Source organism: Kiloniellales bacterium (assembly GCA_030066685.1).
GTDB lineage: Bacteria > Pseudomonadota > Alphaproteobacteria > Kiloniellales > JAKSBE01 > JAKSBE01.
On record JASJBF010000042.1, the window covers coordinates 36,689 to 53,034 of the forward strand.

Annotated in this window: 13 protein-coding genes; 8 read left to right on the forward strand and 5 right to left on the reverse strand. The window is 70.5% G+C overall.

Features of this window, described 5'->3' with window-relative positions:
- Positions 1–43: 43 nt before the first annotated feature.
- Genes argE through QNJ30_23200 form a run of 3 tightly spaced genes read left to right on the forward strand, consistent with a single transcriptional unit; the run spans position 44 to position 3,299 of the window.
- Positions 44–1,246 (forward strand): acetylornithine deacetylase, encoded by a 1,203-nt coding sequence (argE, locus tag QNJ30_23190; GenBank protein ID MDJ0946368.1) that lies wholly within the window; start codon positions 44–46, stop codon positions 1,244–1,246.
- Positions 1,243–2,220, forward strand: a complete 978-nt coding sequence (locus QNJ30_23195) for a succinylglutamate desuccinylase/aspartoacylase family protein (GenBank protein MDJ0946369.1) — start codon at positions 1,243–1,245, stop codon at positions 2,218–2,220. Before argE ends, QNJ30_23195 begins: the two co-directional genes overlap by 4 nt.
- Entirely contained in the window at positions 2,217–3,299 is a 1,083-nt protein-coding gene (locus QNJ30_23200) for an AbrB family transcriptional regulator (GenBank protein ID MDJ0946370.1), read from the forward strand. Before QNJ30_23195 ends, QNJ30_23200 begins: the two co-directional genes overlap by 4 nt.
- 434 nt (positions 3,300–3,733) lie before the next feature.
- Here QNJ30_23200 and QNJ30_23205 read toward each other — a convergent pair whose 3' ends face one another.
- Positions 3,734–4,534: an SDR family NAD(P)-dependent oxidoreductase gene (locus QNJ30_23205; protein MDJ0946371.1), complete on the reverse strand. Its 801-nt coding sequence runs from the start codon at positions 4,532–4,534 to the stop codon at positions 3,734–3,736.
- 283 nt (positions 4,535–4,817) lie between these two features.
- Between QNJ30_23205 and QNJ30_23210 the strand changes: the two genes are divergently transcribed.
- Positions 4,818–6,026: an aminopeptidase P family protein gene (locus tag QNJ30_23210; protein MDJ0946372.1), complete on the forward strand. Its 1,209-nt coding sequence runs from the start codon at positions 4,818–4,820 to the stop codon at positions 6,024–6,026.
- Positions 6,027–6,207: 181 nt separating this feature from the next.
- On the opposite strand, the gene QNJ30_23215 is transcribed toward QNJ30_23210, so the two are convergent.
- Positions 6,208–7,050, reverse strand: coding sequence for a hypothetical protein (locus QNJ30_23215; GenBank protein MDJ0946373.1), 843 nt, complete (start codon positions 7,048–7,050; stop codon positions 6,208–6,210).
- A 335-nt stretch (positions 7,051–7,385) separates the two neighbouring features.
- On the opposite strand from QNJ30_23215, the gene ftsZ reads away from it, so the two are divergent.
- Positions 7,386–9,881, forward strand: coding sequence for a cell division protein FtsZ (ftsZ, locus tag QNJ30_23220; GenBank protein MDJ0946374.1), 2,496 nt, complete (start codon positions 7,386–7,388; stop codon positions 9,879–9,881).
- Positions 9,882–9,990: 109 nt separating this feature from the next.
- Here the strand turns inward: ftsZ and QNJ30_23225 are convergent, their stop codons facing one another.
- The 3 genes from QNJ30_23225 to cobA all read right to left on the reverse strand — a co-directional run bounded on the left by QNJ30_23225 (position 9,991) and on the right by cobA (position 13,319).
- Positions 9,991–10,794, reverse strand: a complete 804-nt coding sequence (locus QNJ30_23225; protein ID MDJ0946375.1) for a ParA family protein — start codon at positions 10,792–10,794, stop codon at positions 9,991–9,993.
- A gap of 178 nt (positions 10,795–10,972) precedes the next feature.
- Positions 10,973–12,298, reverse strand: coding sequence for a cobyrinate a,c-diamide synthase (locus QNJ30_23230; protein MDJ0946376.1), 1,326 nt, complete (start codon positions 12,296–12,298; stop codon positions 10,973–10,975).
- Between the two features lie 184 nt (positions 12,299–12,482).
- Complete coding sequence (gene cobA / locus QNJ30_23235) at positions 12,483–13,319, reverse strand: uroporphyrinogen-III C-methyltransferase (GenBank protein ID MDJ0946377.1); 837 nt, start codon at positions 13,317–13,319, stop codon at positions 12,483–12,485.
- Between the two features lie 314 nt (positions 13,320–13,633).
- Between cobA and QNJ30_23240 the strand changes: the two genes are divergently transcribed.
- The 3 genes from QNJ30_23240 (at position 13,634) to QNJ30_23250 (ending at position 16,231) form a co-directional block, all read left to right on the forward strand.
- A complete protein-coding gene (locus QNJ30_23240) occupies positions 13,634–14,473 on the forward strand; it encodes a transporter substrate-binding domain-containing protein (GenBank protein ID MDJ0946378.1) in 840 nt (279 codons plus the stop codon).
- A 103-nt stretch (positions 14,474–14,576) separates the two neighbouring features.
- Positions 14,577–15,338 carry an amino acid ABC transporter permease gene (locus tag QNJ30_23245; protein ID MDJ0946379.1) on the forward strand — a complete coding sequence of 254 codons (762 nt, stop codon included), beginning with the start codon at positions 14,577–14,579 and terminating at the stop codon, positions 15,336–15,338.
- Complete coding sequence (locus QNJ30_23250) at positions 15,335–16,231, forward strand: amino acid ABC transporter permease (protein MDJ0946380.1); 897 nt, start codon at positions 15,335–15,337, stop codon at positions 16,229–16,231. The genes QNJ30_23245 and QNJ30_23250 overlap by 4 nt, the downstream gene beginning before the upstream one ends.
- Positions 16,232–16,346: the final 115 nt, after the last annotated feature.

Below are 16,346 nucleotides of genomic sequence, written 5' to 3' on the forward strand. Positions count from 1 at the left end.
ATCCTTGCCGGCCTGCGACGAGACCCCCGAAGGAGACGCCCTCGTGTCCAGCGCGGAAACCGCTGACGAACCCGCGACCACGGCCGCAATCCGGCCGGAAAGCCGCGCCTTGATCGAGAAGCTCATCGCTTTCGACACGACCAGCCACAAGTCCAACCTGGAGCTGATCGACTTCGTGCAGGACTACCTGGGCGACCTGGGCGTGGACTGCGAGCTGACCTACGACGACGACGAGCGCAAGGCCAACCTCTACGCGACCCTGGGACCGGACGACAAAGGCGGCATCGCGCTTTCCGGGCATACCGACGTGGTCCCGGTCGAGGGCCAGGACTGGTCGAGCGACCCCTTCGCGGTGACCGAGAAGGACGGCCGGCTCTACGGCCGCGGCACCTCGGACATGAAGTCCTTCATCGCGGTCGCCCTGGCCTACGCGCCGCGCTTCCTCGAGGCGGGGCTCAAGACGCCGATCCACTACTGCTTCTCCTTCGACGAGGAGGTCGGCTGCATCGGCGTGCCGCGGCTCTTGAAGGCGCTGGCCCGGAAGCCGGTGCGGCCCAAGGCCTGCATCGTCGGCGAGCCGACCGACATGAAGGTCGTCACCGCGCACAAGGGCATGCTGTCGCTGGTCTGCCGCGTGCGCGGCCTGGAATGCCACTCCTCCCTGGCGCCGCAAGGGGTGAACGCGGTCCAGGCGGCGGCCCGGGTGATCGTCAAGCTCGAGGACATGGCCCGCGCCAAGGCCGCCGAGGGGCCTTTCGATCCGGGCTATACGGTACCCTACACCACGATCCACACCGGCGTCGTCCGGGGCGGCACGGCGCTCAACATCGTGCCCAAGGACTGCTCCTTCGTCTTCGAGTTCCGCAGCCTGCCGGAGGACGACGCCGAGGCCCTGCTCGCCGAGGTCAAGCGCTTCGCCCACGAGGAGATCGAGCCGGCGATGAAGGCGGTCGCGCCGGAGACCGGCTTCGACTGGGAGCCGCGCTCCAGCTTCCCCGGTCTGCAGACGCCGGAGGACGCCGAGGTCGTGGCCCTGGCCAAGGCCCTGACCGGTGCCAACACCACGGGCAAGGTGCCCTACGGCACCGAGGCCGGGCTGTTCCAGGAGAGCGGCATCCCGGTCGTGGTCTGCGGCCCGGGCAACATCGCCCAGGCCCACAAGCCGGACGAGTTCATCGACCTGGCGCAGGTCGCCCTCTGCGAGCGCTTCATGGAGCGCCTGATCGAACGGACGACCCGGGCATGAAGGTCAAGGACGAGCCCGGCGCCGGGCGCACGCCCTATCCGGTCCAGCTGAGCCCGCCGGACATCGCCGAGTGGCGCGACAGCCAGACCGGCTTCGAGTACTTCCAGAGCTTCGATTCGGGACAGCCCGGCCCGCACGTCATGGTCTCCGCCGTGGTCCACGGCAACGAGATCTGCGGCGCGATCGCGGTCGACCGCCTGCTGCGGGACGGCCTGCGGCCCAAGGCCGGCTGGCTGACCCTGGGCTTCGCCAACGTCGAGGCCTTCCAAAGGCTCGATCTGGAGCGCCCCGACGCCTTCCGCTTCGTCGACGAGGACTTCAACCGGGTCTGGGCCGAGGCGGCGCTGGACTCCGACCGCGACAGCGCCGAGCTGCGCCGGGCGCGCCGGCTGCGCCCGCTGATCGACTCCGTCGACCTGCTGCTCGACCTGCACTCGATGCAGCACCCCTGCGTGCCCCTGATGCTGGCCGGCCCGACGGACAAGGGCCTGGCCCTCGCCCAGGAGGTCGGCTATCCGGCGACCGTGGTCTGCGACGCCGGGCACAAGGCCGGCCGGCGGCTGCGCGACTACGCCAGGTTCAGCGACCCCGAGAGCCGCAAGAACGCGTTGCTGGTCGAGTGCGGCCAGCACTACGAGGCGGCCGCCGCCGAGGTCGCCATGGAGACGACCCTGCGCTTCCTGACCGTGGCCGGGACCGTCGAGCCCGGCCTGCTGGCCGACTACGGCTACCGCCAAGCGCCGGCGCCGCAGAAGGTCATCCGGATCACCGAGGCGGTGACCATCGAGAGCGACGACTTCCGCTTCGCCGAGGCCTACAGGGGCCTCGAGGTCATCCCCCGGGCCGGCACGGTGATCGCCGAGGACGACGGCCGCCCGGTCCGCACGCCCTACGACAACTGCGTCTTGATCATGCCGACGCGCCGCGTCCGGCCCGGCAACACGGCGGTCAGGCTCGGTCGCTACCTGGCATGACCGCCGGCGCCGCGCCGACGCCGGGCAAGATCGGCGCGACGCCCGGCCGGGTCGCCCTCGCCCTCGCCATCGGCAGCCTGGGCGGCGCGGCGGCCCAGGCGGCGGAGCTGCCCCTGGCCTGGATGATCGGCGCCATGCTGGCGACCACCCTGGCCGCCGCCCTGGGCCTGCCGGTCGCCATGTGGCTCGGCCTGCGCGCGGTCATGGTCACGGTCCTCGGCGTCATGCTGGGCAGCGCCTTCTCGCCGGAGATCCTGGATCGGCTCCTGGAGTGGGCGGTCTCGCTGGCCTGCTTGGTGGTCTACGCCGGCGTCTCCGGCGCGCTCTGCCTGCAGGCCTTCAAGCACCTGGCCCGCTTCGATCCGGTCACCGCCTACTTCGCGGCAATGCCCGGCGGCCTGGCCGAGATGACCCTGGTCGGCGGGGCCATGGGCGGCGACGAGCGGGCGATCTCGCTGATCCATTCCGCCCGACTGCTGATCGTGATCCTCTGCCTGCCCTTCGCCTTCCAGCTGCTGGCCGGCTACGACCCGGCCCTCAAGCCGGCGGCCGGCGATTCGCTCACCGCGATCGGCGGGGCCGACCTGGTGATCCTGGTCGCCTGCGGGGCGCTGGGCTACCTCGGCGCCCGCGCCCTCGGGATCCCGGCCGCCCCGGTGGTCGGCCCGATGGTGCTCTCGGCCATCGTCCACCTCGCCGGCGTCACCGCGGCGGGGCCGCCGAGCGAGCTGATCGCCGCTGCCCAGGTCATCGTCGGCAGCGCGATCGGCTGCCGCTTCGCCGGGATCGGCCGTGCCTTCGTCCAGCGCGCGGTCGCCGCCGCCCTGGGCGGCACGGCGATCCACCTGGTCACGACCCTGGCCTTCGCCGGCGCCCTGGCGGCGCTCACCGGCCTCGACTTCGGGGCCCTGGTCCTGGCCTATTCGCCGGGCGGCCTGGCGGAGATGAGCCTCATCGCCCTGGCTTTGGGCTCGGACGCTGCCTTCGTCGCGACCCATCACATCTTCCGAATCTTTACCATCGTGGTCCTGGCGCCGGCCGCCTTCCGGCTGCTGCGCAGGCGCAACCATGCCGGGTAGACCCGTGACAAAAAGGGCGGAATCCAGCACGGAACAGACCCTTTTTTGACACACCTATGCCGCCGGCTTTCTGAGCATATTGTCCTCGGACCTCGGTTCGCGTCGGAAGTGCTGATGCAGTCGAGATCCGGGAGAGCGACCCACAACGTCGCCTTTGTCTGGGGTTAGCCGCCAAAGCCCGAAGACGAAGGCGCTTCTCCCGAGGACGCGGTTCGCCGCGACGGTGTGGGTTTAGTCGACCGGAGCTCAAAGCGGAAGTTTTTCCTAGCCTGGAGAGGGTGAGCGCGGATTTAGAGGTTACTGCCGCCAGCCACGGTCCCTGCTGTGCTGCCCGCTCAAGATCGTCCGCCCCCCGTGCGGTCAGGGCAAAACAGCGGGGACCGTATCTTTTCAGGCCCCTTTTTCCCGCAACAGACCCCGGCTCGGCCGGGGCCTCAGGCCATCTTGGCGGTGATGCCGCCGTCGACCACCAGCTCGGCGCCGGTGATGTACTTGGCCTCGTCGCTGGCCAGGAAGAGCGCGGCGTAGGCGACGTCCCAGGCGTCGCCCATGTGGCCCATGGGGCACTGGGCGTCGCGCACCTCGACCATCTTCTGGACGTCGCCCTGGCCGTAGGCGCCCTTCAGGGGCTCGACGATCATCGGCGTGTTCAACAGGCCGGGCAGGATCGTGTTCGCGCGGATGCCCCGCTTCGCGTACTCCAGCGCGACCGAGCGGGTGAAGCCCAGGACCGCCGCCTTGGTCGCCGAATAGGAGACGTAGGGCACGCCGGTCCAGCGGATCCCGGCGATCGAGGAGATGTTGACGATCGCGCCGCCGCCCTGCTTGACCATGATCGGCAGCACCTGCTTGCAGGTCAGGAACATCGACTTGAGGTTCACCTCGACGACCCGGTCCCAGTCGGCCTCGGAGATCTCGACCGGACCGCCGACTTCGACGATGCCGACGTTGTTGTGCAGGATGTCGACCCGGCCGAAGCGGTCAAGGCAGGACTGGACGATGGCCGCGACGTGCGCCGCGATCGAGACGTCGGCGACCTGCGCCGCGGCCTCGCCGCCTTCGCCCAGGATCAGGTTCAGGGTCTCGGCCAGGGCCGGGGTATCGATGTCGGTGCAGAAGACCTTGGCGCCCTCGCGGGCCATGAGCACCGCGGTCGCCTTGCCGTTGCCCCAGCCCGGCCCCGAAGACCCGGCGCCGGTCACGATCGCCACCTTGTCCTGCAGGCGTCCTGCCATCCGAAAAGCCCCCCGATACGATCGCCTATCCTTGCAGGAAAGCGGCGGGCAAGAAAAGGCCGGCCGGGTGGCGTCGGCGGAAGCGCCCGGGTCGCAGGCACGCGCATGCCGGGCCGCGCGGCCGTGCTAAATCGGGATGATTTGAAGCAGAACCGGCTTCAAATCTGAATCCAGCTTTCCTTGAGCGGTTGAGAGCACGATTCAGATATGAGGTCGAGTCGACCTCTTATCATCGTGCTCTAGGGAAGTCTCGAGACGGAGGACGCAGACAGGGGAGGCCGCCATGGAACGCCCGCAGGTCATCGAGATCAGGAACGGCGAGAGGTCGCCCGGCACCTTTTCCGCAGCGGAGATGGATGCCCGGCTCGCCGGGCTGCGCGGACTCATGGCCGAGAGGGGGATCGGCCACGCCCTCTTCACGTCCTACCACAATGTCAACTACTACAGCGACTTCCTCTACTGCGCCTTCGGGCGGCCTTACGGCCTGGTGGTCGACGCGGCCGAGTCGACCCTGATCGCCGCCAACATCGACGCCGGCCAGCCCTGGCGCCGCAGCCATGGCGCCAACCTGACCTACAGCGACTGGCAGCGGGACAACTTCTACCGCGCGGTCCAGCGCCTGATCCCCGACGGCGCGGCCGTCGGCCTGGAGTTCGACCACCTGAGCCTGCAGATGCGCGACAAGCTGGCGGCCGCCCTGCCCGGCAGCCGCTTCGCCGACCTGGGCGAGGACTGCATGCGCCTGCGCATGGTCAAGTCGGCCGAGGAAATCGCCCTGATCCGCCAGGGCGCCGCGATCGCCGACATCGGCGGCGCGGCCTGCGTCGAGGCGATCGCGCCCGGGGTGCCGGAGCACGAGGTCGCCTTGGCGGCGACCGGCGCCATGGTCCGCGAGATCGCCCGGCGCTTTCCCGACGCCGAGCTGCGCGACACCTGGACCTGGTTCCAGTCTGGAATCAACACCGACGGCGCCCACAACCCGGTGACCAGCCGCCGCATCGCCGGCGGCGACATCCTCTCGCTGAACTGCTTTCCGATGATCGCCGGCTACTACACGGCCCTGGAGCGCACGCTCTTCGCCGGGAGCTGCGACGACGCCTCTCTGCGGCTCTGGGAGGTCAACTGCCGGGTCCACGAGGAGGGCTGCCGGCTGATCCGGCCGGGCGTCAGCTGCGGCGCCATCGCGCGCCGCCTGAACGAGATCTACGCCGAGCACGAGCTCCTCGAGTACCGGACCTTCGGCTACGGCCATTCCTTCGGCGTGCTCTGCCACTACTACGGCCGCGAGGCGGCGCTCGAGCTGCGCGAGGACGTGGAGACGGTGCTGGCGCCAGGGATGGTGGTCTCCATGGAGCCGATGATCATGCTGCCGGAGGGCGCGCCGGGCGCCGGCGGCTACCGCGAGCACGACATCCTGGTGGTGACCGAGGACGGCGCCGAGAACATCACCGGCTTCCCCTACGGCCCGGCGCACAACATCGTCGGGGGGTGAGCGGGTCGGTGGTCCGACAACCGCGCAAGCCGGCCGAAGCGTCTCCCCCTCACCCTCCCGTCGCTATCGCGCCGGGCCCCTCCCTCTCCCTCGGGAGAGGGATGTGGAGGCTTGGCACGGCCTATGGCCGGGCCTTAGCCGGAGCTGGGTGAGGGGTGAATCCGCGGTATCGAAGGTTGCTTTAGCCGGCCGCCGTGCAGCTGGTCGAGAAGGCCCAGGTGTCCTCGACGCCGCGGTCGGCGAGCTCCTGGCGCACCTCGGCCAGGGCCTCGCGGCCGAAGGGGCCCAGGAGCACGCGTCGGTAGAGCCGGCCGGCGACCTCGGTGTGCACGATCTGCGCCTGCCAGCGGTCCTCGACCCGGGCATAGGCCTTGAGCGCGTTCATCGGGTCGGTGTAGCTGCCGATGACGATGAAGTTGGCGGTCATGGACCCGGACTGGAAGGCCTTGACGGCGACGGTCTCCGGCCCGGCGTCGCAGGTCCCGGCCGCGAGCTGGTTCGAGACCGCGTCCGCGTTGTGGACCCGCGCCGCGGCCCGGGCCTGGCCGACCGGCTCCTTGATCGGCCCCAGCGGCGCCCGAATCACGGGCAGGGCCGCGCCCGCCGCGCCCTCGGCAGGGGCCGCGATCTGAGGGGCCACGATCTCGGGAGCGGCGATCATCGAGAGGGCCAGGGGCTCGGAAGGCGCGGCCGGGGCCGCCTCGGCCGCGGCCAGGCTGCCGCGCCAAGCCGGCGCCGCGCCGCCGCAGCCGGGCATCCCTTGGGGGCCGTCCCGCTCGCAGCCGAGCGAGACCTCGGCCGCCTCCGCGCCGCTTCGGGCCGGCGGCGCAGCCGCGGCTTCCCGGCCTTCCTCGAGTACCATGACGTAGCCGGGCGCGGTGATGGCGCCGTCTTCGATCTGCGCGCCGCTGTCGGCGAGCGCCCGGATCGAGTCGAAGCGCGCGCCCAGGTAGCCGCTCGCCAGGCCTACCAGGCAGATCAACGCGACGCCGCGAAGCCTCTGGAAGCGCCTGATCCGTGCCATCTGCCGCCGAAGCGAACGAAGGCAGTCCGGCTCCCGGTCCCCGGACTGCGACTCCCCGGTCTCCCGGGCCCAGGATAGCGTTGGCGGGCGGTGCATAGCGAGTAAACCTCGGCTCTCGTTAACCCTACCAAGCGGTTATACTTAAGCTGACTTAAGGCCGGGTTAACCCTATAAAGGCTCTGTGAAATTAATTTCTGTTAGAATCAAGTAAACCCCGGTACAAACCATAGGGTTGCGCGGCAAGACGCTGTTAACTATGTCGCAACCAATTCCTTCAAGAATCGCTAAGATCACGGCCGTGCTTGAAGGCGGCCGCAACGCGGAGGGTTGACCAGATGGGAAACGACACCGGCGCGGATCCACGCGGCGGTTTCAAGGTGGTGGGCGCCGGCGAGACCGCGCAGGGGACCGCCGACCCGCAGGCCGCCGCCCAGGCCTCTGAGCCCGGCAGCGAGCTCCGCGCGCTCCGCCCCAGGATCATCGTCCTCGGCCTCGGCGGGGCCGGCGGCAACGCCGTTCACAACATGATCGAGGGCCAGCTGGAAGGCGTCGAGCTCTACGTCGCCAACACCGACGCCCAGGCGCTGGAGGGCTCGATCTGCAGCCATCGCCTCCAGCTCGGCCGCGAACTGACCGGAGGCCTGGGCGCCGGCGGACGCCCCGAGGTCGGCCGCGCCGCCGCCGAGGAGTCCCTCGAGGAGGTCCTGTCGGTGACCTCGGGGGCCAGCCTGGTGTTCATCGCCGCCGGCATGGGCGGCGGCACCGGCACCGGCGCCGCGCCGGTGGTCGCCGAGGCGATCCGCAAAAAGGGCGTCCTGACCGTCGCGGTGGTGACCAAGCCCTTCCGCTTCGAGGGCGAGCTGCGCATGGAGGTGGCCGAGCAAGGGATCGAGGCCCTGGAGCGGCACGTCGACACCCTGATCGTGATCCCGAACCAGAACCTCTTCAAGATCGCCACCGAGAAGACCTCGGTCGCCGACGCCTTCCACAGGGCGGACAACGTCCTCTTCGCCGGGGTCCGGGGGGTCACCGACCTGATGGTCAAGCCGGGGCTGATCAACCTCGACTTCGCGGACTTCCGCAGCGTCATGACCCAGACCGGCAAGGCGATCATGGGCGCCGGCGAGGCCGACGGGCCGCGGCGCGCGATCGACGCCGCGGAAGCGGCCATGGCCAATCCGCTGCTGGAGGACAGCTCCGTCGACGGCGCCCGAGGCGTGCTGATCAATGTCACCGGCGGCCGCGACCTGACCCTCTTCGAGCTCGACGAGGCGGTGGAGACCGTCCGCGCCGTGGCCCATGCCAAGGCCAACATCATCGTCGGCTCGGCCTTCGACGAAGGCCTGGAGGGCAAGATCCGGGTTTCGGTCCTGGCGACCGGCATCCTGCCCAAGGCGCCTCAGGCCGAAGCCGGAGCCGGTGCAAAAGCGGTCTCCGCGGCGCCCGCCGCAGCGGCCCCGGCCCAGCAGAAGGCGCCCGAGCCGGCGCCCGGGCCGAAGGACGCGACCCAGGCCGCCGAGGCGAAGCGGGCCGCCGCGCCGGCGGCGCCGGCAGCCCCCAAGGCCGACACGGCCGCGCCCCCGGCGCCGAAGGCAGAGCCGGCGACCGCCGACGCCGACCCGCCCCGGGTGGCCGCCACGCCCGCCGGGGAAACGACGCCGGCCCCCAAGGTGACGGCCCCGCCACAGGCATCGGATCCGCCGCAACCGGCCGCCGAGGCCCCCAGCCCGAAGTCGGAGGCCGTAGAGCTGCAGGCCGAGGCGCGGCCGCGCGAAGCGCCCGAGCCGGCCGAGGCCGGGATGCAGCCGGCAGCCGCGGCGGCCGGGGACCCGGTCGAGGTGAAGGCGGAGGCCACGGTCGCCACCGCGACGGCGGGCCCCGAACCGGAAACCGCGGGTGCGGGGAGTCCCGAGGCGGCCGCCCGGGTCGAGCCCCCCGCCCTCGAGACCCCAGAGGTTCCGGACGCCCAGCCAGCGACCAAGACCGCGGCGAACGAGGGTCGCCTGACCTTGGAGGACATCCTTCGGCGCGCCGAACAGGCCATGGAGAGCAAGAAGGCGACCGAGGCGGAGAACGCCGCCGGGGCGCCGGCGCCCCCGTCCGGGGGCCAGTCTGAGCCTCAACCCAAGTCCGCGCCCCTACCCAAGTCCGAGCCCGAAGCCCTGTCCGTGCCCCAATCGGCGCTCGAGCCCCAATCGGCGCTCAAGCCCGCGACCGCACCTGAGCCCGAAGCGGTGGCAGCACCCGACGTCGAGATGACGCCATCGGCCCAGGAGCGCGAGCCGGCCCCCGCGCAGGCCGCAGTGGACGACGAGGTCGACCTCGACGCCCTGATCGACGAGGTCCTGATCCGCAACCGCAAGACCGCCGACCCGGGTCCGTCGGAGCCGACGCTCAAGATTCCGCCGGTGGCCGAACCGACGGCCCCGAATCCGGGCGACACCTCGACCGATGCCCTGCTGGAGGACCTGGCCTTCAGTCTGGCCAGCGACGACCCCTTCGTGCTGGACGAGCCGACCCCGGAGCCCGCTGCCGAGGGCAAGGACCTGGAAGCGCTCTTCGGATCGGAGACGACCGACCGCGCCCCGGGCCCGGCTCTCGGCGGCCCGGCCGAGGACGGCCCGGCGGCGGCGATCACGGAGGATTCGGAGGACGCCTTTCAGGCCGAGCTCGACCGGCGGGCCCGCGAACGGGCGCGCGCCGCCCTGGAGGCGCTATCGGACTCGCACGGCGGCGAGGATCGGGCCAAGCCGAAACCCGAGGAGGAGTCCGACGAGGCCCTGCGTGAGATCATGAACATCCCCTCCTTCCTGCGCCGCACGGAGGATTGACTCCGGCCCACCTTCTCCGAAAAGCAGAACGGCGCGGTCCAGACCCGGACCGCGCCGTCCTCTTTTTCCGTTTCGCTTCGGGCGACCGGCCCGGCGGCCGATCGGCGGCTCAGCTCGCGACCGGGACCACGCGGCGGTCGCGGGTCAGCATCTCCTGGGCCAGGTGCAGGTAGGCGCGCGAGCCGACGCAGGCGTCGTCGTAGAGCAGCACCGGCTTGCCGTGGGAGGGCGCCTCGGAAAGGCGGACGTTGCGCGGGATGATGGTCTCGTAGACCACGTCGCCCAGGTGCTGGCGGGCATCGGCCTCGACCAGGCTGGAGAGCTTGTTGCGGGCGTCGTACATGGTCAGCACGATGCCCTGCAGCTCCAGGCTGGCGTTGAGCTTGGCGCGGATCAGGTCGATGGTGCGGATCAGGTGGCTCAGGCCCTCCAGGGCGTAGAACTCGCTCTGCAGGGGCACCAGGACCGAGTCGGCCGCGACCAGGGCGTTCACGGTGAGGAAGCCGAGGGCCGGCGGGCAGTCGATGATGATGTCGTCGTAGCTGCCGAGCAGGCCGCGCAGGTTGTCGCGCAGGCAGTACTGGCTGCGCGACATCGCCGAGAGCTCGACCTCGGCGGCCGAGAGTGCGATCGAGGAGGGCACCAGGGCCAAGCCGGGGACCACGGTCTCGACCACGACCTGCTCGACCGGGGTGCGCCCGATCAGGACTTCGTAGACGGTCTGGCGCTTGCCGCGCTCGATGCCCAGGCCGGTGGTCGCGTTGGCCTGGGGGTCCAGGTCGATGATGAGGACGCGGTGGCCGCAGGCGGTCAGCGCCGTGCCCAGGTTGATCGCGGTCGTGGTCTTGCCGACGCCACCCTTCTGGTTGGCGATGGCGAGCACGCGCGCCTGCCCGCTGTATCCCCTACCCATGTCTGCTCCTCCTCGTGTCCGGTCGCGCCAGGCGACGGCGACCGCGCGGCGCGGTCGTGGTTAACGAAGTATTTTTGGTTTTGGTTAAGGAAGGTTTAACCGAGATATACTCGCAAGGGTCGTATCAAGACCGTGACAAGCCATCCCTAACCCCGGCCGGGACTTCGTTTGGGGCGGATCAGGCCCGGTCGATCAGGTGGAGGAAAGACCCGAAGACCCGGCCCGCGCGGGCGCCCAGCGGGCCGAGGTCGCGGCCCAGGGCGTCCCGGCAATGGAACAGCGGCGGCGCCTCTCCTTCGCCGCCGCTCCGGGTCGCGTAGTGGAATTCGTGGCCGCGGAAGGCGGCGCCGGCCCGGCCGAGGGGCGTGGCCGCGGCCAGGCTGGCCGCGCGGTAGCCCAGGGAGAGGCGCGGCGCGGCGAAGCTGGTCTCGACCGGCAGCAGCCCGGCCATGGCATGGCCTTCCCCTTGGGCGTCGACCAGCCTTCGGCCCAGCACCATGTAGCCGCCGCACTCGCCGTAGACCGCGCAGCCCCGCGCCGCCGCGGCCCGCAATCCCGCGAGGAAGCGGGCGTTGCCGGCGAGGCGCCCGGCTTGCAGCTCCGGATAGCCGCCGGGGAGGTAGACGGCCTCGGCGGCCGGGTCCGGCGCCTCGTCGGCCAGCGGCGAGAAGAAGCTCAGCTCGGCGCCGGCCGCGCGCCAGGCCTCCAGCAGCGCCGGATAGGCGAAGGCGAAGGCCGGGTCCCGGGCAACCGCGATGCGCTGGCCGAGGGGCGGCAGGGGCGGCCCGGCCGCGCCGGCGGAGTCGATGCCGGCCGGCCGAGCGAGAGCGGCCAGGGCCTCGAGGTCGAGGTCCTCGGCGACCGCCGCCGCGGCCGCCTTCAGGAAGGCCTCCAGGTCGGGATGCTCGGCGGCCTGGACCAGACCGAGGTGGCGCTCGGGCAGGACCAAGCCGTCGCGGCGGCGCAGGCAGCCCAGGACCGGGACCGGCAGGCCGGCGCAGGCGGCGCGCAGCAGCTCGGCGTGGCCGGCCCCGCCGACCCGGTTGAAGACCAGGCCGGCGATGGCGGCGGTAGTCCCGGAGGCCGGGCGGTGGGCGAGGAAGCCCTCGACCAGGGCGGCGGCCGAAGCGCCCATGCCGCGGGCCTCGACCACCAGGACCACCGGCCAGCCGGTCGCGGCCGCCAGGGCGGCGGTCGAGCCCAGGCCCTGCGGCCCGGCCCCGTCGAAGAGGCCCATGACCCCCTCGCCCAGAATCAGCTCGACCTCCGCCGAGGCCCGCGCCAGGGTCGCGGCCAGGGTCGCCGGCCGCATCGCCCAGGCATCCAGGTTGAAGCAGGGCCGCCCGGAGGCCGCCCGGTGGAAGGCCGGGTCGATGTAGTCGGGGCCGACCTTGACCGAGCCGACCGCCAGTCCGGCCTCGCGGAAGTGCCGCAGCAGCGCCAGGGTGACCAGGGTCTTGCCGCTGCCGGAGGCCGGCGCCGCGATCAGCAGGCCGCGGGGCATGGACTTGCAGGAAAGCGGTTTAGCAAGTTTATGGGACCCTGCGAGCCGCCACCCTTGCCCTTCGACAGGGCGCGAAGCGCGGCGCGTATGCGCGGGTGAGGGTCAGCAACTGCACGTGCGTCTCCTCATGCTGAGCCTGTCGAAGCATGACCTTCGGCAAGGACACTGGACTCGCTCAAGCCGACTAGCCGGCGTCGCGCCGGGCGCGGCCCAGGGGATCGGCGTCGAGGACCCGGCCGGCCAGGGCGCCGAGCCAGTCGAGCCCGGCACGCAGGCGGACCACCTCGCCGACCACGACCAGGCAGGGCGGGGTCAGGCCGGCGGCCAGGGCCTCAGCGTAGCAGGCGCCCAGGGTCGTCTCCAGCACCGCCTGACCGGGCAGGGTCGCCCGGCTGACGATGGCGACTGGCTCCTGCGGATCTCGGCCGCCGGCGAGCAGGCGCCCGGCGATGGCCTCGAGGTGCTTGAGGGCCATGTAGATCACGATCGCCGGCGAGCCCCGGGCGATGGCGTCCCAGTCCAAGTCGTCGGGGACCTCGCCGCCGACGTTGTGGCCGGTCAGGAAGGTCACCGCCGAGTTGGTGTCCCGGTGTGTCAGCGGGATGCCGGCACTGGCCAGGCCGCCGAGGCCGCTGGAGATGCCCGGCACGATCCGGAAGGGCACCCCGGCCGCGACCAGGGCCAGGGCCTCCTCGGCGCCGCGGCCGAAGACGAAGGGATCGCCGCCCTTGAGGCGCAGCACCCGGCGGCCCTCGCGGGCCAGCTGGATCAGGCGGCGCGAGATGTCCGCCTGCTTGGGCGAGGGCTTGCCGCCGCGCTTGCCGGCGTACTCCAGCTCCGCTGCCGGCCCGGCCAGGCGCAGGATCTCCTCGCCGACCAGGGCGTCGTAGACCACGACCTCGGCGCTGCGCAGGCCCTGCAACGCCTGCAGGGTCAGCAGCCCGGGATCGCCCGGCCCGGCCCCGGCCAGCCAGACCCAGCCCGGCTCGATCTCCGGCAGCTCCAAGGAACTCGCTTCCATGGGCCGCACTCTAGACCGCCGCCGCGGCCGCGCCTAGCCGGAGAGCGCTGTCGGGAATCGGGATTGAGACACGTCCGCCGGCGCCCGGCCTGCGCCGCCTGCGGGCACAGAGGTTCTGGTTTCGAGTGACGGTCCAAAGTAAGGTCTTTGGTATAGGGCAGCGCCGGTCGCAATCGACTCGCGGGGCCGACGAGGCCGCGCGATGCGGGGCGCAACAATCCGCCGACTTGATGGCGCTCCGGAGCAAGAGGGCCAGGAGTCGGCAAGAACCGGCAGGATCAACCTGCCGCATCGAATGTGGGAGGAGTCGCGAGATGAAGAAGGCAATCAAAGCAGGCCTTGTCGCCGGGGCCCTGACCGCGGTCGCCACGACCGCGGTGCAGGCTGCGCAATGCAGCAACGACACCTGGAAGAAGGTGATGGAGCGCGGGAAGATCGTGGTCGGCGTCAAGGCCGACTACAAGCCCTGGGGCTTCCGGGACGAGAACGGCAACCTGGTGGGCATGGAAGCGGACATGGCCCAGGACGTCGCCGATGCCATGGGCGTCGAGCTGGAGCTGGTCCCGGTGCAGTCGTCGAACCGCATGCAATTCCTGGAGCAGGGCAAGATCGACCTGATGATCGCCACCATGTCCGACCGCAAGGACCGGCGCGAGATCGTCGGCATCGTGCAGCCCAACTACTACACCTCGGGCACCAACGTCATGTCGCCCAAGGCGCTGGGCCTGAAGACGTGGGAAGACCTCCGCGGCAAGCCGGTCTGCGGCAAGCAGGGCGCCTTCTACAACCAGATCGTGGAGGAGCGCTACGACGCCGAGGTCGTGGCCTTCGTCGGCAACGCCGAGGCCAAGCAGGCGCTGCGCGACAAGAAGTGCATCGCCTGGGTCTACGACGACTCCTCCATCATGTCCGATCTCGCCTCCGGCAACTGGGACGAGTTCGAGATGCCGCTGGCCTCCGAGGACGACAACCCCTGGGGCCTGGCCGTTCCGCTCGCGGAGAAGGACTGCGTCTTCGGCCGCTTCATGTCCGGCATGCAGTACAACTGGCTCCAGTCCGGCCGGCTGATCGAGCTCGAGAAGAAGTGGGGAATCCAGGGGACCGCCTTCCTGGAGGCACAGAAAGAGCGCCTCGCCGACTGGCTTGCGGAATAGCACGACCGCGCGACGAGGGGCGCCCTGCGCGGGGCGCCCCTTTCAGGGCAGCGGCCTGCCCTCACGCTGAGGCAGCGGCGGAGGGCGGCCTCTCGGGGGACCCATGCTCGATCTCTTCCGCGAATTCTTCGTCCAGCTTGCGGAGGACCATCCGCGCTGGAACTTCATCTTCTTCTACGATGCGCGCCAGTGGAGCCGCATCCTCGAGGGGCTCTACTACACCCTGATCCTGTCGCTCGCCTGCATCGTCTTCTCGGTGGTCATCGGGATCGTGGGCGCCTGGGCCCAGGGCTCGCCGCTCCGCTGGCTGCGGACCCTGGTCCAGGGCTACATCCAGTTCTTCCGCAACACCCCGCCCTTCGTGCAGCTGCTGTTCTTCTACTTCGCGCTCGGCCAGTTCACGCCGACCTACTCGCCTGACGGCTGGCTGGAATACCCGATCATCTCGAACGTCGGCTGGGCCGTGATCTCCCTGTCCTTCTTCGCCGGGGCCTTCAACGTCGAGATCTTCCGCGCCGGGATCGAGGCGGTGCCGGAGTCGACCCAGGAAGCGGCCACCTCCCTGGGCTTCACGCGCCTGCAGACCTACGCCGAGGTCGTGCTGCCCCTGGCCTTCCGGGTCTCCCTGCCGGCGCTCAACAACAACCTGGTCAACCTGGTGAAGACCACGACCCAGGCCTTCGCCATCGCCGTGCCTGAGCTGCTGTACCAGTGCGTATCGATCTGGAACGACTATCCGAGCGCGCAGTACCCGACCATGCTGCTGCTCTTCGTCGTCTACATCGGCCTCGTGGGCATCCTCGTCTACGGCATGCACCGCTGGGAGTCGGCGATGAAGATCCCGGGCTACGGGGCCGGCGCATGATCGGCCGCCCGATCCCGGGCCTCGGCGCCGCCGCCACCGGCGACCTGGCGGTCATGAAGCCCTTCGATCCGGCCGGCCGGACGCGCCATGACCCGCTTCTGGTCTCGCGGTTCCTCGCCGGCCTGGACTGGCGCCATTTTCTGGGCCTCGCCCTGATCCTGGGACTCTGGCCGGCCCTGGCCTACGCGCAGGGCCGCTACAGCCAGGCCGACGCCTTCGCCGCCTTGGTGAAGTGGATCCCCTTCGTCGTCACCGAAGGCTTTCTGTTCAACATCCTGATCAGCTTCTTCTCCATGGCGATCGGCACGGTCTTCGGCGTCATCCTGGGCATGATGCAGATCTCGCCGATCGGCTGGATTCGCTGGCCGTCCTTCTTCTTCACCCAGCTGTTCCGCAATTCGCCCTGGCTCGTCCTGCTGTTCATCGTCCTGCTGGCCTTTCCCTTCGAGATCGAGATCTTCGGGGGGATCTTCAGCTTTCCCGCCTGGATCAAGGCGGTCATCGGACTGTCGCTGCCGATCATGGCCAACCTGGCCGAGGTCCTGCGCGGGGCGGTGCAGTCGGTGCCCTCCGGGCAGTGGGAAGCCGCGGAATCCCTGGCCTTCACCCGGCGCCAGACCCTCTTCGAGATCATCCTGCCGCAATGCTACAAGCGCATGATCCCGCCCTGGATGAACTGGTACGCCATCCTGACCATGGCCACGCCGCTCTGCTCGCTGCTGGGCGTCGAGGAGATGATCAACCTCTCGCGCCAGGCGATCGAAGCCGAGGACAACCATCCCGAGTTGCTGGTGCCCTTCTACGGCTTCGCGCTCATCGTCTTCTTCGCCTATTGCTACCCGATCGCCCGCTGGACGATCGCGCTGGAACGGAAATACGCAGTGAAGCTCTGATACCAAGGGGCGCTGATAATGACTCATTTGACCGGGTTTGCTTGCCCGCCCGTCAGGCGCGCTTCGCGCAGCGGTGCGATGTACCGTAAGCGGAGCGCAACGCAGCGGGCGGTCA